This is a genomic window from Megasphaera cerevisiae DSM 20462 (assembly GCF_001045675.1).
Classification (GTDB): domain Bacteria; phylum Bacillota; class Negativicutes; order Veillonellales; family Megasphaeraceae; genus Megasphaera; species Megasphaera cerevisiae.
The window spans coordinates 91,068-112,182 of record NZ_LEKT01000002.1 but is presented as its reverse complement, the minus strand read 5'-3'; the positions used below and the strand labels follow the sequence as shown (position 1 = coordinate 112,182).

The 21,115-nt window shown below is 43.8% G+C and carries 19 protein-coding genes; 15 read left to right on the top strand and 4 right to left on the bottom strand.

What is annotated here, in order from left to right; genetic code table 11:
- Window positions 1-62: 62 nt before the first annotated feature.
- Window positions 63-1,169 (bottom strand): NADH:flavin oxidoreductase, encoded by a 1,107-nt coding sequence (locus AB840_RS01170; RefSeq protein WP_048512985.1) that lies wholly within the window; start codon window positions 1,167-1,169, stop codon window positions 63-65.
- A 306-nt stretch (window positions 1,170-1,475) separates the two neighbouring features.
- Between AB840_RS01170 and AB840_RS01165 the strand changes: the two genes are divergently transcribed.
- The gene (locus tag AB840_RS01165; protein WP_048512984.1) at window positions 1,476-2,759 is read left to right on the top strand and encodes an adenylosuccinate synthase; all 1,284 of its coding nucleotides are present in this window, start codon (window positions 1,476-1,478) and stop codon (window positions 2,757-2,759) included.
- 129 nt (window positions 2,760-2,888) lie between these two features.
- Here AB840_RS01165 and AB840_RS01160 read toward each other — a convergent pair whose 3' ends face one another.
- A complete protein-coding gene (locus AB840_RS01160) occupies window positions 2,889-3,551 on the bottom strand; it encodes a hypothetical protein (protein ID WP_048512983.1) in 663 nt (220 codons plus the stop codon).
- 175 nt (window positions 3,552-3,726) lie between these two features.
- On the opposite strand from AB840_RS01160, the gene AB840_RS01155 reads away from it, so the two are divergent.
- The 6 genes from AB840_RS01155 (at window position 3,727) to AB840_RS01130 (ending at window position 9,443) form a co-directional block, all read left to right on the top strand.
- Window positions 3,727-4,503 (top strand): ParA family protein, encoded by a 777-nt coding sequence (locus AB840_RS01155; RefSeq protein WP_048512982.1) that lies wholly within the window; start codon window positions 3,727-3,729, stop codon window positions 4,501-4,503.
- Entirely contained in the window at window positions 4,493-5,422 is a 930-nt protein-coding gene (locus AB840_RS01150) for a ParB/RepB/Spo0J family partition protein (RefSeq protein WP_048512981.1), read from the top strand. Before AB840_RS01155 ends, AB840_RS01150 begins: the two co-directional genes overlap by 11 nt.
- Window positions 5,423-5,496: 74 nt before the next feature.
- Window positions 5,497-6,021, top strand: a complete 525-nt coding sequence (locus AB840_RS01145) for a DUF4446 family protein (RefSeq protein WP_048512980.1) — start codon at window positions 5,497-5,499, stop codon at window positions 6,019-6,021.
- 62 nt (window positions 6,022-6,083) lie between these two features.
- Window positions 6,084-7,046 carry a M23 family metallopeptidase gene (locus AB840_RS01140; RefSeq protein WP_053078120.1) on the top strand — a complete coding sequence of 321 codons (963 nt, stop codon included), beginning with the start codon at window positions 6,084-6,086 and terminating at the stop codon, window positions 7,044-7,046.
- 82 nt (window positions 7,047-7,128) lie between these two features.
- Window positions 7,129-8,304 (top strand): ABC transporter substrate-binding protein, encoded by a 1,176-nt coding sequence (locus AB840_RS01135; RefSeq protein WP_072061706.1) that lies wholly within the window; start codon window positions 7,129-7,131, stop codon window positions 8,302-8,304.
- Window positions 8,305-8,573: 269 nt separating this feature from the next.
- Window positions 8,574-9,443 (top strand): cation diffusion facilitator family transporter, encoded by an 870-nt coding sequence (locus AB840_RS01130; RefSeq protein ID WP_048512979.1) that lies wholly within the window; start codon window positions 8,574-8,576, stop codon window positions 9,441-9,443.
- 72 nt (window positions 9,444-9,515) lie between these two features.
- Here the strand turns inward: AB840_RS01130 and AB840_RS01125 are convergent, their stop codons facing one another.
- Window positions 9,516-10,241 carry a M48 family metallopeptidase gene (locus tag AB840_RS01125; protein ID WP_020311238.1) on the bottom strand — a complete coding sequence of 242 codons (726 nt, stop codon included), beginning with the start codon at window positions 10,239-10,241 and terminating at the stop codon, window positions 9,516-9,518.
- Between the two features lie 143 nt (window positions 10,242-10,384).
- Between AB840_RS01125 and AB840_RS01120 the strand changes: the two genes are divergently transcribed.
- The 7 genes from AB840_RS01120 (at window position 10,385) to AB840_RS01090 (ending at window position 18,219) form a co-directional block, all read left to right on the top strand.
- On the top strand, window positions 10,385-10,939 hold the full coding sequence (locus AB840_RS01120; protein WP_048512978.1) for a 3'-5' exonuclease: 555 nt from the start codon (window positions 10,385-10,387) through the stop codon (window positions 10,937-10,939).
- Between the two features lie 128 nt (window positions 10,940-11,067).
- On the top strand, window positions 11,068-12,015 hold the full coding sequence (locus tag AB840_RS01115; RefSeq protein WP_048512977.1) for a 2-hydroxyacid dehydrogenase: 948 nt from the start codon (window positions 11,068-11,070) through the stop codon (window positions 12,013-12,015).
- 259 nt (window positions 12,016-12,274) lie between these two features.
- Complete coding sequence (uxuA, locus tag AB840_RS01110) at window positions 12,275-13,360, top strand: mannonate dehydratase (protein ID WP_234984856.1); 1,086 nt, start codon at window positions 12,275-12,277, stop codon at window positions 13,358-13,360.
- 35 nt (window positions 13,361-13,395) lie between these two features.
- Window positions 13,396-15,003: a mannitol dehydrogenase family protein gene (locus AB840_RS01105; protein ID WP_048512976.1), complete on the top strand. Its 1,608-nt coding sequence runs from the start codon at window positions 13,396-13,398 to the stop codon at window positions 15,001-15,003.
- A 16-nt stretch (window positions 15,004-15,019) separates the two neighbouring features.
- A complete protein-coding gene (locus tag AB840_RS01100; RefSeq protein WP_048512975.1) occupies window positions 15,020-16,036 on the top strand; it encodes a zinc-binding alcohol dehydrogenase family protein in 1,017 nt (338 codons plus the stop codon).
- Between the two features lie 36 nt (window positions 16,037-16,072).
- Window positions 16,073-17,410, top strand: coding sequence for an MFS transporter (locus AB840_RS01095; protein ID WP_048512974.1), 1,338 nt, complete (start codon window positions 16,073-16,075; stop codon window positions 17,408-17,410).
- Window positions 17,411-17,583: 173 nt separating this feature from the next.
- Window positions 17,584-18,219 (top strand): bifunctional 2-keto-4-hydroxyglutarate aldolase/2-keto-3-deoxy-6-phosphogluconate aldolase, encoded by a 636-nt coding sequence (locus AB840_RS01090; RefSeq protein ID WP_048512973.1) that lies wholly within the window; start codon window positions 17,584-17,586, stop codon window positions 18,217-18,219.
- A gap of 123 nt (window positions 18,220-18,342) precedes the next feature.
- On the opposite strand, the gene AB840_RS01085 is transcribed toward AB840_RS01090, so the two are convergent.
- Window positions 18,343-19,344 carry a LacI family DNA-binding transcriptional regulator gene (locus AB840_RS01085; RefSeq protein WP_048512972.1) on the bottom strand — a complete coding sequence of 334 codons (1,002 nt, stop codon included), beginning with the start codon at window positions 19,342-19,344 and terminating at the stop codon, window positions 18,343-18,345.
- A 341-nt stretch (window positions 19,345-19,685) separates the two neighbouring features.
- Here AB840_RS01085 and uxaC point away from each other — a divergent pair, with 341 nt between their 5' ends.
- Complete coding sequence (gene uxaC / locus AB840_RS01080) at window positions 19,686-21,095, top strand: glucuronate isomerase (RefSeq protein ID WP_048512971.1); 1,410 nt, start codon at window positions 19,686-19,688, stop codon at window positions 21,093-21,095.
- Window positions 21,096-21,115: the final 20 nt, after the last annotated feature.

Sequence of the window (21,115 nt, the reverse complement as noted above, 5' to 3'; positions counted from 1 at the left end):
AAAAGTCAAAATTCTTTGATTTTTATAATCTTTTTATCATTCATTATATATTATAAATAGCATCAGCTGATTTCTTTTTTATGAAAAATACAATCCACATCCTGAGCACCAAAGCAGCGGGAACAGGAAATGCACAGCGCAGGGTCTGTGCTGCCGGTTTTCCATAAAAGAGGTAAATCAGGCTGTCGCAGAAAAGGGCGGCACATAGAGATAAAAGCCAGGTCTGTCGTATCTAAGCACTGCTCGATATCCTGTATATTACGGAAGCCGCCGACGACGCCGACATCTGTTTTTCCTTTCAGCAGGGATGCGGCCTGCGCGGCATATTTTGCGAAATACATGGGCTCTTTCGTACGGCGGATGGCTCGAATGGGCCCTTGCCGCGGCAGAGAAGACATGTTGCCGCCGCTCACTTCAATTGCACTGACTTTTTCTTCAGACAGCCATTGCATGACCTGCAGGCTGTCTGCAAACGTCATACTGCCTTCTTTCATGAAATCGGCACAATTTATTTTTACCCAGACAGGATAATCGGGACCAACGGTTTTACGAATAAGATGAATGCATTCCAATAAAAAACGAGCTCTGTTCGCTAATATGCCACCGTATTCATCAGTACGATGATTAAAATAAGGAGATAAAAATTTGCTGGCAAGATACCCATGCGCGCCATGAAACTGGACACCATCAAATCCAGCCTCTCTGGCCCGACGGGCAGCACTAGCCGCCGAATCGACAAGCGAGCTGATTTGTTCTTTAGTAAGTGCCTGTGATTCCTGGATTATTTTACCGAGCTCTTCTGTAACCCCGCTGGGACTCACGATAATGCGGTTTTTTCCTTCTGGCAGCATGATGGAGGAACCCATAACCACGAGCTGTGCGATGATTTTGCCGCCATGAGAATGAACACGCTGTACCATACGGGCTAACGGGGCAATGCAATTGTCTGTGTCAATGCGAACTTGTCTGTGCTGATACGGTTCCAGAGGACTGACAGCCATCATGCCGGTAATGATAATTCCTGCGCCGCCGTCAGCGAGGGTTTCATATGTTTTTGCCAACCGCTCAGCTGGGCGGCCATTTTCATCGGCCATTCCTTCAAACGTTGCTGAGCGGACGATGGGACAGGCCGCGTTGATGCCGCCGATATGACATGTATCAAATAGCATGAATGATCTCTCCTTGGTAATTTGAAATGATTTTAAGTTTTATTTCTATCATTATAGACTAAAACAACATAAAAAGCTAATGATTTGTCATGATAATGAGCTGCAGTAGAAGGCGCATGGAAAATCAGTCTGCAGAAATCAAAGAAAAGAAGCATTATCAGAGAAAAATTAACAAAAAAAGAGTTTTTATGAGAAAATTGCATTCACTTTTTATATGTTTTTTTCTATATAGATAGGAATTCAGATAGTTTTCGTGTATAATGTAAGTGTTTGTTAAATTGAAGCTAATGAAGGGATGTTGAATCAATGGCTACAGCAATGGTAATAGGCACCCAATGGGGTGATGAAGGTAAAGGTAAAATCGTAGATTATTTGGCACAGAAGGCCGATGTTGTCATTCGCTCGCAGGGCGGCAACAATGCTGGTCATACTGTTGTCGTAGATGATAAGGCCTTCGGGCTTCGTCTTTTGCCGTCTGGAATCTTATTTTCTGATAAGATCTGCATTATTGGCAGCGGTGTCGTTATCAGCCCGCAAGTCTTTCTGCAGGAAATTGAAAATATGAGATCCCAAGGTGTCAAAATTAGCAAGCTGGAAATTTCTACGCGTGCTCATGTTATCATGCCCTATCATGTCCGCATTGATGAGGAAGATGAAAAGCTCAAGGGAGACGCTAAAATTGGTACGACTAAGAACGGTATCGGCCCATGCTATGCCGATAAGATTAATCGTGTCGGTATTCGCATTGGCGATCTCATGGATGCCGGCATCTTTGAGGAAAAGCTGCGCATGAACATTGATTTGAAGAATCGCCTTTTTGAAAAATATTATGGCTGCCAAGGGCTGGATTATGATGCCGTATTGCAGGAATATCTTGGATATGCTGAAAAATTGCGTCCGTATGTCAAGGATACCGACTATTCGGCCAATGTATATGTAACAGAAGGCAAGAAGGTTTTGTTTGAGGGGGCGCAGGCTACGATGCTGGATATTGATCACGGCACATATCCGTTTGTTACCAGCTCCAATCCGACGGCAGGAGGTGCCTGCACGGGATCTGGCGTAGGGCCTCGCAGAATGCAGAATATCGTTGGTGTTGTGAAAGCGTATACGACGCGGGTGGGTGCCGGTCCATTTCCGGCAGAACAGGACAATGCGGTTGGTGAATATCTCCGTAATACAGGCCATGAATTTGGTACAGTTACAGGACGGCCCCGCCGTTGTGGCTGGCTGGATACGGCAGTCGTCAAATATGCGGCTATGCTGAATAGTTTGGACTATCTGGCAATTACTCGTCTTGATATTCTCGATGATCTTGATGTGATTAAGATATGTACCGGCTATAAGTATAAGGGCGAAATGCTGCAGGAATATCCGGCAAGCTTGAAAATTCTGGAAGCGGCAGAACCGGTATATGAAGAAATGCCAGGCTGGAAAACGCCTGTTTCTGCTTGCCGGACCTATGAGGAATTGCCTGAAGCGGCCCGGCAGTATGTGGAACGCATCAGTGAACTTGTAGGCGTACCTCTTGGAATTGTATCTGTCGGTCCGAATCGGAAGCAGACGATCATTCTGAAACACATTTTTTAAGATATTTTAGATTTTCACTATAATCTCACCATAACAGATATGCGACGGGCAGGCCTTTTTCACAAGGCCTGCCCGTCGCATATCTGTTATGGTATATAGTACATTCTGGTTGTAGTTTGTGCGTAAACGTTATTCTTCCCCGCTGCAATGACCGGCCATAGTGCAGCAGGCGCAGGCTCCATCTGAACAACCGGTTCCCGTATATTGCAGTCCCAGCAGGGCAAGGATAGATTTTCGTGGTACCAGCATGCCGCTGTGAGAAAAAGAAATGCCTATCTTTTCAGCATGGACGGCCCTGGCCAGATCTTTTTGCTGTCCTGCAGGCCAGTCTCCGGATCCCGGACTAAAACGCCATGTGACTGTATACCCTTTGGTCTTGGATACGTTGTTGATATGCTGCGTCAGATCATCCGCTATCTGTTGTGTGGCAACAGCGGCTGCCGAATCAAGGGTCAAGCCTGCCGCAAATTCTTTTGCCAGAAAAAGCTTGTCTATTTTCTCTTCAATCGCCGTACCCAGCGTAACAGCCATAACGAGAACGATACTTGCTGCTTCCAGATGGGTACAAATCTGATGCCCTTTAATGGTAAATGGCGTATCGCAGAGAACAGAGTGAGAGGTGCTGTCATAAAAGCATTGATGAAATATTCCCTGAGGATGGGCCTGCTGACGCACTATCTGACAAGCGTCGGCAATTTGCTCTTGGTCTATGTTGGTACCGCCGCGTTGTTCGGCATATTCTTTTACGGCAACGGGATTGATTTCTTGTAAATCAATATCTAGTAATGGCATAGTAAGACTTCCTTTCTGTATGGATAAATATGCTTCTTATTATATCATATGATGCATCGCAACTGAATCTATATTTACCAGGTTGACTTTGTGTTTTATACTGGCTAGGTGCTACTGACTATGCTATACTATAACATAGACTTAAAATAAATTATAATGAAATGAGGTGGATGTGTTGGCACATATCATTGCCGTAACGAACCAAAAAGGCGGGGTCGGAAAGACGACGACGACTGTAAATTTGAGTGCATGTCTTGCTGACAAGGGAAAACGGACACTGCTTGTCGATCTGGACCCGCAGGGCAATGCCACGAGCGGTATAGGGATCGATAAGGAAAGCCTGAAAAAAAATTTGTATGACTGCCTGATTGAACAGGTTCCTATGGATGCCGTAGTACAGCATACAGCGGTTAAAAAACTGTTTGTCGTTCCGGCGACAATGGATGTGGCCGGCGCAGCCGTAGAATTAGTAAACATGGACCGCAGGGAATATGTTTTGAAAGCAGCTCTGGAGCAGCACCTGGGGGAAATGAAAAAGCCCTATGATTATATAGTCATCGACTGCCCGCCTTCGCTGGGACTGTTGACGATTAATGCACTGGCAGCAGCTGACTCTGTACTCATTCCCGTGCAGTGTGAGTTTTACGCACTGGAGGGGCTGGCACAACTGATGCAGACTGTTGAAATGGTACGGACTAATCTGAATGATAAGCTGCGCCTTCTGGGACTTTTAATGACAATGTATGATGGCAGAACTAATTTGTCAATTCAGGTAACGGAAGAAGTCAAAAAGTATTTTAGCGGACAGGTTTTTCATACTATTATTCCCCGTAATGTACGTCTGGGAGAAGCGCCCAGTCACGGTGAACCGATTACAGTATATGATCCTCATTCAAAGGGGACAGAGGTCTATAAAAAACTGGCGAGAGAGGTGATTGGCCGTGTCGGCTAAGAAAACAGGACTCGGCACAAATCGTCCCTTGGGCAGACGTTTGGAGGCACTGGGACTGAAAGAGAGTCATATTGAAGAAGGCGGGATGCGGCAGCAGGTTGTGGCTGAAATTGCGGTAACGGCTATTGTGCCAAATCCCAAACAGCCCCGGAAGATTTTTGATGAAGAAGCCCTGCAGGCGCTGGCCGCATCTATCCGGCAAGTCGGTCTGATACAGCCTGTTGTTGTGCAGAAGCAAAAGGACGGCACATATGAGTTGATTGCGGGGGAACGGCGCCTGCGTGCTGCCAAGCTGTGCGGACTCACGGTGATCCCCGCTATTGTACAGACCTATGAACCTGATGCGGCTGCTGAGATTACATTGATTGAAAACCTTCAGAGGGAAGATTTGGATGCTATAGAGGAAGCGGCGGCATATGATATGCTTGTCAGGGATTTTGATATGACGCAGGAACAAGTTGCGGAAAAGGTCGGTAAAAGCCGGCCTCATGTGGCCAATATGATCCGGCTTCTGCAGCTGCCTTTGGAAATTCAGCAGTACATTTCCGAGGGAATTCTCACTATGGGACAAGTGCGTCCGCTCCTGCAGCTGCCATCAAAGGACCGGCAGCTGCAGGCTGCCGAGCGGATCATACAGCAAGGCTTATCGGCGCGCCAGGCAGAACGCCTTGTCAAGCAGCTTATGGAGGGAAGTCCAACTACCGGACAGCCGGCTGCGGATGTGTATTTGGAGTCTGTACAGGATAAAATGAAAATGTATCTGGGTACCAGTGTATCGATTCGATTAGGCCGGAATAAAAAGAAGGGCAGGATTGAAATTTCCTTTACGTCGGAAGAAGAATTTGAACGACTGCTGGCCATGCTTACGGACGAACCGGAGAATACGCCTTCCCCGTCTGTTTCCTCCTTTCATGTGTAAGCTGTGCCAGCGGGTTTTGACAAGAATATAACGATTGATATACATACTATTTCAGAATTGGCAGGAGGAAAGACATGCTTTACGGATTAGATATGCCTATAGTATTTGAGGCCGCAGCGGGAATTGTCGGGCTCATTCTGATTCTTCTGCTCGTTTACATCATTATATTAAACCGCAGGGTGAAAAATCTGGATGAAAAATATGTTTTTTTTATGCAGGATGAAACGGGTAAAAGTATCGAAAGTAAGCTGCGCGAAGATGTAGCGGAACTTCGCGGTTTGCAAGGAGCTTTAGATATGATTCACAATACACAGAAGGATATTCTTTCTGTACAGAATCACTGCTTTCGCAAAATTGGTTTTGTGAAATATAATGCGTTTGATAATATAGGAAACAACCTCAGTTTTGCCTTTACCGTTCTTGATGGGAAAAATGACGGATTTTGTTTGTCCAGTGTATATGGACGAAATGAATCACGCATTTTTGCTAAGCCGATTGTTGACGGTAAGTGTCTGTATGGCATGAGTGAAGAGGAAAAGGAAAGTTTAGAAAATGCACTGATCTATCAGGGAGATATCCAGGCGGTCCAAAAAGAGTAAGTGTTGCAGGGGAGCGCCCATGAATACATAAGAGCAGCGGATTGTCGTAAGGAAGGGATAGTTTGGATATTCAGGAAAAAATACAACAGGTAGTCTCTTTATACAGAAAAAAAATAAAAAGCCTGGAAAAGATACCGTTTATTAAATCGACTGCCGGAGCGGAGCCTGTAGTGATTACGCCGCAGCAGTACCGTAAAGCGGTGTGGATTGCCATCGCTGGAGCGGTACTCATTGTAGCCGCGCTGGCAGTTGGTGTATATCAGTATGTTTCGCTTCAACAGGCCCGTCAACGGGAAGAACTGCATGCGCAACAACTGGAAATCATGCGGGAAAAGACTACTTCCCTACAAGAAAAAATGGATAAAATGGATGCACTGGACCAGGAGCTTCGCCAAATGGTGAAAGGCTCGGGAACAGGTGACAGCCCAAAAGGTGAAGGTGGCGTAGCAGGAAAGCAAAAGAAATCACCGGATGTTTCTGAAGCTGGTTACAATGATCTGCTTTTGGCCACCTCCCGGTTGGAAACGAGAACAAATGCCCGTATTATTAGTTTTATTACTTTGAAAACTGTTTTGGGTGATACGGCAGGGCAGCAAGTCCGGATGATGCAGCAGATTTCGAAACAGTACCAGTCATCAACCACGCCATCTATATGGCCGGTCAATGGACCGATTACCTCTAATTTTGGGTATCGGAATAATCCTACCGGCAGTGGTGTCGGTTTTCATTCTGGTGTTGATATTGCTGTGGATTATGGTACGCCGGTACGTGCTACGGCTGCCGGTAAGGTTACCATTGCAGGCTGGGTCGATGGATACGGCAATCTTGTTGAAATTGATCATGGCAATGGATTTACTACGCGATATGGTCATAACTCTATACTCTTGGTTGTTCCGGGACAGGAAGTGCAGACGGGGGATATTATTTCTTTAGCTGGCAGTACCGGCAATAGTACGGGTCCGCATGTGCATTATGAAGTTCGCGTCAATGGTACGCCGACCAATCCGTTATTGTTCTTGCCATAAAAGTACAGAGGGATTTTGTTCCGCAAGGGGCGGTTCCCTCTGCTTTTTTGCCTTCCCAGACAGGGAGAAGGGCAGGGGTTCTATGATGGGTACATTTAAACGATATGTGGGCGGCGCGCTGGCCATTATTGTGTGCGCTGCCGTGATTGCAGGCTGCGGTACGGTACGGCAAGGTGATACCGTTGTCATTGGCGTTAATTTAGGTCTTAGTGGCACGGGGATGTCTTACGGTGAATCGACGGAACAGGGCATTGAGCTTGCCAAAGACCGTATTAATGAACAGGGCGGCTTATTGGGAAAACGTGTTGAACTTGTTTCCGTGGATAATCACGGTAATGCAGAGGATGCGGCAGCGGCTATGAGGCAGCTTGCCATGCGTAGAGTGACGGCGATTATCGGTCCCAATCTGACAGAATGTGCCATGGCGGTCATTCCCGATGCGCAGGCTGTGAAAATTCCCGTTATCAGCCCGGCAGGTACGCATCCGGATATTACTGTAGATGCGAAAAGCCGAGAGGTATATAAATATATGTTTCGGGCTACTTTTATTGATTCTTATCAAGGACGTGCCATGGCGGACTATGCGATTAGTCATTTGCGGGCTCGGACGGCAGCGGTGATATATCACAAAAACAACGTCTATTCAGGCGGATTAGCAGAATTTTTTAAACGGGGATTTTTGGCAGATAGTGGAACGGTACCGCTATTTATCGGGATTGAAAATGATGACACTGATATGACAGCGGCTTTGGCTGAAGTGCGGTCTGTTGCTTGTGACGTGATATATGCTCCTTTTTATGATCAATGGGCCATGAAGTTTATTCTTCAGGCTCGTAAAAGCGGCATATCTCAGCCTATTCTTGGCCCGGATGGCTGGAATGGTGTTCGAATGGCCAGAGAAATTGATTCGTCATATTTGACGAACCTATTTTATACAGATCATTACGCCAATGACACAAAAGAAAAATTATCGGAGGAATTTGCAGAAGCATATTACGGAAAATATGGAGAATGGCCGGATAGCTATGCAGCTTTGGGATATGATTCTCTTATGATGACTGCCGAAGCTATCAAAAGAAGTAAGTCCGGTGATCCTCGAAGTGTTGCGGTAGAATTAGGAAAAACTATTGATTTTGAGGGAGTAACGGGTAAAATAAGCCTGGATACTAATCATGATGCGATAAAGAATGTTTTTGTACTCACCTTTCAGAAAGGAAAGCCGGTGCTGTTGGAAAAAAGGCCGACAGGCGAGCTGTAGTTTTTTTATACTACAAGTACGAATAAATAGCATGACTTATTTATATTCTCAATATATTTACAAGTGAGAATATAAATGATAATATATAGGTAATGAACAGGCTGATTTTCAGCCGGGCGCAAGCAACAGGTTAGAATAACTTGTGGGACTCATATATACTACGGTTCCACAGGTTATTTTTTTGTTATAGTTTCTTGCTGTAACGCCATGTCCTGTGGTTTTATCGTGGAAAGTTCAATCATTTCAATATGATATAAGGAGCGATAAGTATGTCACAGAATGAAAATCAACTAAAACATCGTACGGCACGGTTATCTGTTATCAGCAACGGCCTTCTGGTTGCCGGCAAGCTGGCGGTTGGGATTTCTACCGGAACAGTCAGTATTATATCTGAAGGGATTCACTCCGGGGTGGATTTGTTGGCCTCGGTTATCGCATGCCTTGCAGTAAAAAAGGCTGCAGCACCGCCGGATGCCGATCATGATTACGGGCATGGCAAGGTAGAAAATGTATCGGCGGCATTCGAATCATTGCTTATTATTGTTGCGGCTTTCTTAATTTTTTATGAGGCTATCAGTAAATTTTTGACGCCGCAGGAGCCGCAGGAGAATCTCTATCTGGCAATCGGTATCATGGCCGTTTCCAGTCTGATTAACGCTGTCGTATCCCAGCGCTTGTACAGTGTCGGCAAACAAACCAAATCGGAAGCCTTGAAGGCAGATGGCATGCACCTGCGTGCTGACGTATGGACTTCCGCGGCGGTCATGACCGGCGTTGCACTGATTCAGATTACGGGCTGGACATGGGTTGATCCGATGATTGCCTGTATGGTTGCCGGCGGGATTCTTCGTGTGGGCTATAAAATGTGCCGCCAGAGTTATGATGAATTGACGGACGCGTCTTTAAGTGAAATTGAAGAACGGCGCATTGGGCGAATTATTCTGGATAATCCCGGCGTGATGGGATATCATCATCTGCGTACACGTATCGTTGGCGAAACGACGGTCATGGATTTTCATCTGGAAGTGGATAGAAAACTGCCAGTATATCAGGCTCACGCTATTTCTGATGCCGTGGAAATTTCCCTGCATCATCAGTATGGTCCGTGTGACCCGACTATTCATATCGAACCGAAATAATGAAAGAATTCCTATATTATGGACAAAAACGGCTCCGAGATACTCGCATGTACCTTCGGAGCCGTTGTATATTTAAATGCAATAAGAGATGTAGTGCTCCATGGACTGCCGGCGTGTTTTCCAATCCGGCATAAGATGTGTTAAAAGTGCATAAAACGAAGTGGAATGATTTGGATGAATAAGATGGCAAAGCTCGTGGAGGACTACTTGATCAATGCAGGTCTCTGGCATAACGGCTAAATATGTGTTTAATGTCAGACTCTGTTTATATGGCATACAGGAGCCCCAACGGGATTTCATAATGCGCTGATGAAATGCCGGCATAGATACTCCATATGGAGCAATGAGTCTGTGCATACGCTGCAAGCTCTGCGGAAAGAGTATTGCTGCTTCGGCAGCAAGAAAACGGCGGTATAAGCGCAGTCCGCTGGTACTGTCATCAGCAGGTGCTGTCATGTACAATATATCATTTTTAATCCACATACGGCTTGGTTTGCCAGGAAAAACTGCTAAGGTAACTGTTTTGCCGGCAATACAGAGTGCGGAACCATCGACAAGCACGCATTGACGATGGGCCTGGCCATAGTGACGGATTTGTTTTAGGGAACGCAGGATAAAATTTCTTTGATCTATTAGAAAAGCGTCAATGCGGTTTTGTGGAATATGAGGATTGGCTGATACGTAAATCGTTTCATTGCTGCGAATTCGCAGATTAATATTTTTTACGGCTTTTCGTTCCAATTCATAGGAAATGACATAAGACCCAATGTCAAGCTGCCGTTTGGTGATTTTTTTCATAAATAACCTCCTGATTATGCTATCTCTATTATCTATGATGTGTCCTTATGGAGCAACCTTTTTTTTGTTTTCATACAGAGAAGGCAGTGTCTATGGTATAATATATACGTATGATGTAAGGGTTACAAGAAAGGATAATTGCCATGCTTGATTTTACCGCTATTGATTTTGAAACCGCCAATAAATATGCCAACAGCGCCTGCTCTTTGGCGGCTGTTACTATGCACGATGATATTTGTACGGACGAAGCATACACTCTTATTAAGCCTCCCTTTATGGTATTTTCTCCCGATAATATCCGGATCCATGGCATTACGCCGGAGCAGGTGGAGCAAAAGCCGCATTTTGATGTTCTGTGGGAAGAAATTCGACCACGCATTGCAGGAAGAATTATTGTGGCTCACTATGCGGTATTTGATACACGAGTTCTGCGCAGTCTTTTAAAAACCTATCAGTTAAAAACGCCGGATGTGTCCTATGCTTGCACAGTAGAAATTTCCCGTAAGGTGTGGCCGGATCTTTGCAATCATAAATTAGATACAGTAGCCGGATTTTTGGGGTTTCAATTTCATCATCATCAAGCCCTGGACGATGCGCGAGCCTGTGCTGTTATTGTAGGCGCAGCGGCTAAAAAAGTGGGAGCTTCTTCAATGCAGGATCTTCTTGATGTGACGGGATTACGATTGAAAAAGTTATAAGAAATTAGCGATACGCATTCAGCATATGGAGGTGTTCCGTATGTTTTTTCGGAAATTATAGCTTACAAATTTCTTGAATATGCGTATAATGGAATCAGACGTTTTCTATGCTGAAAGGGGATTTTGAGATGAAAATTGTATTGTTGGAATCGTTGGGAATTCATGATAATCTGTTGGCATCATATGTAAAACTGTTGCGGGAAAAAGGGTATGAATTTGCGGCTTACGAACGCAGCGACAATCTGGATGTACAAATCGAAGAAGCCAAGGATGCCGATATTCTTATTATTGCTAATATGCCGCTTAAAGCAGAAGTCATCAATGCCTGCCCGAAATTGAAATATATCGATGTTGCTTTTACTGGCGTAGATCATGTTGCCCTCGATGCGGCCAGGGCAAAGGGTATCAAGGTTAGCAATGCTTCGGGCTATTCTACTGTTGCGGTAGCAGAATTAACCATTGCAATGATTCTTGGTCTGCTTCGCTACGTGCCGCAGATTGACAAGGCTTGCCGTACTGGTGGAACGAAAGCCGGATTTATCGGTTCAGAATTAGCAGGTAAAACCGTCGGGTTGATTGGTACTGGCGCAATCGGATACCGCGTAGCTGAGCTCGTTCATGCTTTTGGCGCAAGCGTAGTGGCTTATAATGGTTTTTCTTATAAAGAAGATACAGAGCTGATCAAATATCTTCCTATGAAGGAATTGATGGAGCAATCAGACATTGTCTCTCTCCATTGTCCTGTGACGAATGAATCACGAGGGCTTATCAATGCTGAAACGCTTTCGTATATGAAACCGACTGCGTTTCTGATCAATGAAGCCCGCGGACCTGTCGTCGATTCACAGGCGTTGGCAGATGCTTTGAACAGCGGTAAGATTGCCGGTGCCGGTATTGACGTATTTGAAAAAGAACCGCCGCTGGATATGAGTCATCCGTTACTTCGGGCAAAAAATACAATTGTAACGCCGCATGTGGCCTTTGCTACGAAGGAGTCAATGGAAAAACGAGCGGTAATTGTTTTTGACAATATAAATACGTATCTGGCCGGAAATCAAAAAAATGTGATTTTGTAATATTACTGATAGAATCGACTGAAAAATACCAAAAGGGACTGTACCAAAATAAGGAGTATTCCTTATTTTGGTACAGTCCCTTTTGGTATTTCTTAAAGTAATACTTACACCGCATACTATAACTATTAAACAAGAAGATTACTATTATATTGCAAACGGGATTCTAGTATGGTAGTATATAAGCGAAAAAAGGTAAAGAAAAAAACAAAAATAATAATTAAGTTTATGATTAATTTATAATTAGGAGGAGGATTTACCCATGAGTATGAGAATGACATTCCGCTGGTACGGAGAAAAGGATGACAAAATTACATTGCAGCAAATTGATCAAATTCCAGGTATGGATGGAATCGTTGGAGCGCTGTTTGATATTCCTGTAGGTGAAGTATGGCCGGTGGAACCGCTTTTGCATATCAAAAAAATGGCCGAAGAAAATAATCTTGTTTTTAAGGATTTGGAAAGCATCAATATTCATGAAGATATCAAATTAGGTCTGCCGAGCCGTGATCAATACATTGAAAATTACATCATATCATTACGCAATGCGTCTAAGGCCGGTATCAAGATGGTATGCTACAATTTTATGCCGGTTTTCGACTGGACCCGCACGGAATTAGCAAGGCCGCTCTATGATGGTTCTACCGTATTGGCGTATGATTATCATTTAATTGCCGGAAAAACACCGCAGGATATGGCACAAGACATTCTCAGCAACAGTAATGGCTTTGTATTACCTGGTTGGGAACCGGAACGGCTTAAGGAATTGGCTCATCTTTTTGAACAATATAAAGGCATGGATGAAGATGGACTGCGTAAAAACTTAGAATATTTTTTGAAAGCAATCATTCCGGTAGCTGAAGAGGTAGGTATCAAAATGGCAATTCATCCTGATGATCCTCCTATTTCTGTATTTGGCCTGCCGCGTATCGTAAAAAATGAAGATGACCTGGATAAAATCGCGTCTATGGTAGATAGTGAAAGCAATGGCTTTACTATTTGCACGGGATCTCTGGGATCTAATCGTCAGAATGATATTCCCCATATTATCCGAAAATTCGGTCGCATGGGGCGAGTCAATTTCCTGCACATCCGTAATATTCAGGTACATGAACCATGGGTATTTAATGAAGTAGCACATAAATCTTTGATTGGCAATCTAGACATGTATGAAATAGTTAAAGCTGCATATGATATCAACTTTGATGGGCCTATCCGTCCGGATCATGGACGCATGATCTGGAATGAAGTGGGCCGTCCGGGATATGGATTATTTGACCGGGCATTGGGAGCCAATTATATTTGTGGCTTGTGGGATGCAATCAATCGTTCTTGCGGTCAAAAATAGATTAATTTATACACATAAAGGAGGAGCTGTATATTATGTTGCATTTAAATCGTCAGAGTTTGATACGGGATAAGGCTGTATGGGAAGATAAGGATATGATGTTATATCAGTTTGACGCGGATGCTGTTGCCTCAGCAACTCGCAAAACACCGCAGTGGATTCATTTTGGCGGCGGTAATATTTTTCGCGCGTTTATTGCTGCGCTGCAACAGCACCTGCTCAATACCGGAGTTGCGAAAACGGGCATCATTACCGCGGAAACGTATGATGAAGAAGTGATTGAAAAAGTATACCGTCCTTTTGATAATTTGAGCCTGGCAGTAACCATGTATGCGAATGGTCGTTTTGATAAAGAGGTCATTGGGTCGGTTATGGAATCTGTAGTATGCCGCCCGGACTTTGCAGAAGATTGGCAACGCCTGAAGGAAATATTTACCGCACCGTCACTCCAGATAGCTAGTTTTACCATCACGGAAAAGGGCTATAAATTGACGGATTATGCGGGTACGTATTTCCCTGCAGTGGTAGAAGACCTGAAAAATGGACCCGAACAGGCCAAGAGCTCTATGGGCTGCATTGCGGCGCTTGCCTATGCCCGGTATAAAGCTGGCGCGTATCCATTTGCTTTCCTGAGTCTAGATAACTGCTCTCATAACGGTGATAAAATCAAAGCGGCGATACTGACCTTTGCAGAACAATGGGTCGCAAACGGCGTAGTTGAACAGGGTTTTGCCAATTATGTAAATGACAAAAATAAAGTGACCTTTCCGTGGAGCATGATCGATAAAATTACACCGCGTTCCTCTGCGAAGGTGCAGCAATATCTGGCTGATTTGGGCTTTGGCGATACAGAACTGATTCATACCCACAAAGGAACATATGCTGCATTTGTTAATGCGGAAAACGCCCAATATCTAGTTATAGAAGATACCTTTCCTAATGGTCGCCCTGCTCTGGAAAAAACAGGCGTCATTTTTACAGATCGCACGACGGTTGATAAAGTCGAACGCATGAAAGTTTGCACCTGCCTCAATCCGCTGCATACAGCTCTTGCCGTATATGGCTGCCTTTTAGGATATACACTGATTGCTGATGAAATGAAGGATCCTCAGCTTAAAGGCCTTATCGAAAAAATCGGGTACCAAGAAGGGTTACCTGTCGTTACCAATCCGGGTGTGCTGAATCCACAAGATTTTATCAAGGAAGTATTGGAAGAACGCCTTACCAATGGCAACCTTCCCGATACCCCGCAGCGTATTGCAACCGATACCTCGCAAAAGGTTGGCATACGCTTTGGCGAAACGATCAAAGCGTATGGCGATAAAGCTTCCGATTTGAAATATATTCCGCTGGCCATTGCGGGCTGGTGCCGGTATTTGCTGGCTGTTGACGATGAAGGGCAGACCTTTGAGCCAAGTTCTGATCCGCTGCTTGAAAATGTACAAGCTGCGCTTCAGGGTGTGATGCTGGGTAATCCGGCTTCCGCAGATGGAAAATTGAAATCGATTCTTTCCAACAAAGATATTTTCGGCAGTGACTTGTATAAAGCCGGCTTGGGCGGAAAAATCGAGGAATATTTTAAAGAATTGATTGCAGGGCCACATGCGGTTCGGAATACGTTAGTGAAATATATAAACGACTAATTAGGAGGGATTTATAATGAAAGCTGTTATTGTTGAAGAACCGGAAAAAATTAGTGTTGTAGAACGTGAAATCCCCGAAATTACTGCTAATCAGGTACTTTTAAAAGTTAAAGCAGCAGGAATTTGTGGTTCTGATGTTGGCATTTATCATGGAAAAAACGCGTTTGCTACATATCCGCGTGTTGTAGGACACGAATTTGTTGGTGAAGTTGTTAAAGTGGGTGCTAATGTAAAAAATGCGATTGTAGGAGATCATATTGCTGTTGATCCTGTTGTTTCTTGTGGTCATTGCTATGCATGTAAAATTGGTCATCATAACGTTTGTCAAAGCGTAAATGTTATGGGTGTTCATCGTGATGGAGGATATCAGGAATATGTGGCAGTTGATCAGGATCAGCTTAATCAGATTTCAAAAGATATTCCTTGGGAAATTGCAGCTACGATTGAACCGTACTCTATTGGGGCCCAGGTTGCTCATCGAGGACGCTTGACGAGTGAAGATACGGTGCTTATTTGCGGAGCAGGCCCTATTGGCTTAATTATTCTCCAAGTGGCGAAAATGAAAGGGGCTAAGGTTGCAATATTAGATATTGTTGAAAGTCGCCTTGAAAAAGCAAAACAAATGGGAGCAGACCTGGTTGTCAATGGAAAGACAACCGATATTGTTGATGCTATGGAACGGTTTACGAATGGCGAAGGTTTTAATCTCATTTACGAAGCAACCGGAAATGTTAAAATTCTCCAGACATGTATTCAAAAATTACCAAGTCAGGCTGGTCGTATTGTTGTATTAGGTTTTTCTACTGTTGAATTTCCGATCCGCCAGGTTGATATCATGAGTAAGGAATTAGAAATTATTGGTACTCGATTAAATAATTACCGTTTTCCAGAGGTTATTCACTGGTTCAAGGAAGGGAAAGTCCAACCTAAAGAAATTGTGACCAATACATTTCATTTTACAGATGCGGATAAAGCCTTTAAATACAATGATGAAAATCTAGATAAGGTTTTAAAAATTATTCTTACTTTCTAGTGTCTTATTTTTTCAAGAGAAGGCGGTGTATCAAGAATGAGCCAGGGAAACTCTTATCAGATTGAAACAAAAGAATTGGTTAAAGTTGCAGCGAGTGGGTGGCTGGGTACAGCAATGGAGTTTATGGACTTCCAATTATATTCTTTAGCAGCAGCGATTGTATTTTCAGAAATATTTTTTCCAGAATCAAGTCCGGCTATGGGGCTTATCATGGCAATGGGAACATATGGTGCTGGATATGTAGCTCGATTGATTGGTGCTTTTATTTTTGGTCATATTGGGGATAAATTGGGTCGTCGGACCGTTTTATTTGTTACCATTACGTTAATGGGTCTTGCGTCGACTTTAATTGGCTTTTTACCTACGTATCAAGAAGTTGGTATTTTAGCACCTATAGGATTAGTTGTTTTGCGTATTATTCAAGGACTGGGTGCTGGGGCCGAAATTAGTGGCGCCGGAGTTATGGTAACTGAATTCTGTGAAAAGAAAAACCGTGGTTTGATAGGAAGTTTAGTTTGTTTAGGCACATCCTCAGGTACATTGGTTGCCAATCTTATTTGGACAATTATTTTAATGAATCTTGACAAACAGGCTGTCCTAGATTGGGGTTGGAGGATTCCATTTTATGCATCCTTTGTTGTCATGATTGCGGCTGTTTTGATTCGAATGTTTGTTAAAGAAAGCCCGGTTATGGCGGCTAAGAAAAAATTATTGGAAGAAGAACGGCAAAAACAACTTGCAGGTGAAATTAGTGATAGACCTAATAAAACAGGCAAAAAAAGTTTCCTTATTGCTTTGGCACTTCGATTTGGGCAAGCAGGTAACAGCGGTTTGATGCAGACATATTTTGCAGGATTTATTGTTACTGTATTGGCCATGCAAAAAACAGTAGCAACAGAAGCCAACATTATTTCTTCCATTGTTTCTTTTTTTACAATTCCAATTGTAGGCTATCTTGGGGATCGTATTGGCAGACGTAAAATGTATATGATATTATCTTTGGCGACAGCTATTTATGCAATTCCGATGATGTTTCTTTTTGAAACAAAAAATCCTATTGTATTAACGATTGCCATGGTCATTGGATTAAATATTGGTGTTCAGGGATTATTTGCATTGGAAAATGTTACCATGGCCGAATTATTCGGGGCTAGGCGCCGTGTTACATTAGTTTCTTTGGCAAAAGAAATTGCCGGATTAGTAGCTACTGGTTTTGGTCCTATCATTGCAGCAGCATTAGTTGCGGCAACTGTAGGCAGTTGGTGGCCTTTAGCTATTATGATTATAGTATTCTCGTTAGCAAGCTTTTTCGGTGCGTATTTTTCTGAGGATACGACTGGACGCGATCTCAATGCATTGGATGATGCAATGTAGTGTATGATTTTTTAATGAGTATAGTGCGTCTAGCATTATACTCATTTGTTTTATAATATTATGAAAACATTTTAAAATAACAAGGAACAGCATGGACAAAGATGAGAATAGGTCGTACTATTATAAACAAGATGTGCTGAAAAGAGAAATTTGTAATGGAGGGATAGTTACACATGGATAAGATTGATGTAGTCAAAAAAATTCAAGATATTGGCGTCGTCGCGGTCATTCGTGGGAAGGATGCTGCAGAAGCGATTGCTATGTCCGATGCATGCATTCGGGGGGGCGTGACGGCCATTGAACTAGCCTTCACGACGCCTCGGGCCCATGAAGTTATTGCGGAATTATCAAAAAAATATGCCGGCAATTCCGATGTATTAATTGGGGCAGGAACTGTTTTAGATGCCGTAACAGCCCGTATTGCTATCTTGAGCGGAGCACAATTTGTTGTGTCACCAGCTTTTGATTTGGAAACGGTCAAATTATGTAACCGTTATCGCATTGCCGTCATGCCGGGGACAACAACTTTGAATGGTGTATTAGCCGCACTGGAATCCGGGGCCGATGTTATCAAAATTTTCCCGGGAGAAATTCTAGGTATGAAAGCGGTCAAGGCGATTCACGGGCCTATTCCGCAGGCGCCGCTTATGCCGACCGGAGGAGTCAATGCTGAAAATGCCGGTGAATGGATTAAAGCTGGCTGCATAGCCGTCGGTGCCGGTGGAGCGCTTACTGGCGGCGGTAAAACGGCAGAGGAAATTACGGCGGCAGCTAAAAAATTTATAGCATCTGTTGCGGCGGCCAGATAATCGTTTCGATCATTTTACGTTACATAGAAAGCTTTCATCTAAATTAAAAACAGCACTATACCGTTAGTATTTTAAATTTAACGGTATAGTGCTGTTTTTATTCTGACAGACTTTCTGCCGCCATCATGGGCGGCTTTGAAAGCTTTCCCGTTCTACCAATTCGGCATTGAATTCCGTTCGTACAGGAACGGCGGCGCCGTCGGTTTCTGTGAGTTGAATGATCAGATTGACGGCAGCGGCGCAAAGATTAGCCAGCTTGTTGTCCAGGCTGGACAACGTAGGAGTAGCACACTGGGCTAAAATCGAGTTATTGCAGCCGATTACAGGAAGGACATGACCGTGCCGCAAGGCTGCCCGCTGGGCCCCGACTGCCAAGACGTCCTCCGACGTAAGAATTGCCTCAAAATGGACGTCGGCGGCAATCAGCCTGTCAATAATAGCTTCGGCAGCCGCCAGGGTCCGCGGGATTTGCTGGATTAGTTTGGCGGAAGCATCCAGCTTCAGCTCACGGATGCCTTCACGAAAGCCGTCTAACTTGTGCCGTCCGCTATAGGTCAGGGCGTCATACAAATATAAGACAGATTGGCACCCCTTTTTTGCCAGCGCATGGACGGCAGAACGCATGCCCTCTTTTTCATTGCAGACGACGCTATACATGTTAGGTTGATGATAGTCGCTGTTGATCGTAATGACGGGGATTGTTTCGGCCACTTTTTGCAGCTGGCGGATATCAGCTTCAGAAGAAAAAGGGGTACCGATCGTAATGATGGCATCAACGTGTTTGGCCGTCAAATCTGTGATATATTTGCTGTTCCGCCCCGTATCTGTTCCTGTGTTGGACAGCATGACGTCAAAATGATGCTGGCGCAGGCCGTCTTCGAGCAAGGATACGGCATGCGCGTAGAAAATATCCGCCACGTCCGTGCAAATGACCCCGATGATTTTCATGGAATCCAGTCCCAGCCCCCGGGCAAAAGGATTGGGCTTATATCCCATATCCTTCATTGTTTGGAGAATGAAGGCCCTTGTTTTTTCGCTGACCCGGCTGCTGCCGTTCAGGACTCGTGAAACCGTGGCAATAGAGACATTGCATTGCTGCGCAATATCATAAATAGTTATATTCATGGAATATCAGTCCTCAATAGGATGTTTTTTGTTTATTTTTCACTTATTATATCATATTTTTTTGAACAAGGCATAGGTTGGTAGGTATTTAATCTTTTAGTATGTAAAATAAAAAGATTATTCTTGTATCGCATAGAAATACGTAAAAAAAACTAATTTGATTATTTTTTCACATACTTTAAAATGAGAAAAAGGTATAGATAAGCCGTGATTTACAAAAAACGATACAGAAATAGCATATAATATTGACATAAATGTATCTTAATGGTACATTTATGTCAATAAAAATGTAAGCGCTTACAATAAATGAGCGGGATATATAGGAGAGGAGTTAGTATATTATGAAAAAATTTATGGATAGAGATTTCTTACTGGAAACGGAAACAGCACGCCGTTTATTTCATGACCATGCTGAAAACATGCCTATTATAGATTATCATTGTCACATTTCTCCGCAGGAAATAGCAGAAGATCACCATTTTAAAAGCATTTCGGAGGTCTGGCTTGGCGGAGATCACTATAAGTGGCGCCTTATTCGTGCCAATGGTATACCAGAAGAAAAGGTGACGGGACAGACCGCAACGGATTGGGAAAAATTTGAAGAGTATGCGAAAGCGCTTTCAAAATCGATTGGCAATCCGCTATACCATTGGAGTCATTTAGAGCTGCAGCGTTATTTTAACATTATGACGCCTCTAAATGAAAAAACGGCTAAAGAAATTTTTAAGATTTGTAATGATAAATTAAAAGAGAGCGATATGGGAGTACAGGGAATTATCAGGAAATCTAATGTCCGTGTGATTTGCACGACAGATGATCCGGCTGACGATTTAAAATGGCATCAGAAGCTGCAGGAGGAACAAAGCTGCAGTGCCAAGGTATATCCAGCTATGCGGCCGGACAAATTGATGAATATTGATAAGATCGGTTATGCCGCATATATGAAACGCTTAAGCAATGCTGCCGGTGTGCCGATTAAAACTATGGCAGATATTCGCCGGGCAATGAATACACGCATTGATTTTTTTGAAAAAATGGGTTGTCGCGCAACGGATCATGCGCTGGAATATGTTTTTTGCCGCGAAGCCGATGAAGAAGCTGTCAATGTTATTATTGCCAAGGGGTTAAGTGAACAGGCTGTCACCCAAGAGGAAATAGAAATATATAAAACTGCCGTTTTGACATATCTTGCCGGAGAATATTCCAAGCGAGGCTGGGTAATGCAGATACACTATGCAACATTGCGTGACAACAATACAAAAATGTTTAAAAAACTTGGCCCGGATACCGGATTTGACTGCATTGCTGAAGGGAATTGCGGTAAAGGTCTGGTGGCATTCCTCGATCATTTAAATGAACGGGATATTCTGCCTAAGACAATTTTGTATTCCGGTACGCCTTCGGATAATGCGCTGATCGGGTCTGTTATTGGGTCGTTCCAGGGAACCGAAGCCTGTGGCAAGATACAGCAGGGGGCTCCTTGGTGGTTCAACGATACAAAGCAAGGGATGATTGACCAAATGACGAGCATTGCCAATTTTTCTGTATTCGGAAATATTTTGGGCATGCTTACCGATTCTCGGTCCTTTCTTTCCTATGCCCGGCATGAATATTACCGACGCATTCTCTGCAATTGGATTGGCAGTCTTGTGGAAAATGGTGAATATCCTGATGACATGGAAACGCTGGGGCGTCTTGTAGAAAATATTTGTTACTATAATGCAGCTGCGTATTTTCAGTTCAAATTATAATCGTTCCACCTATAAGGAGA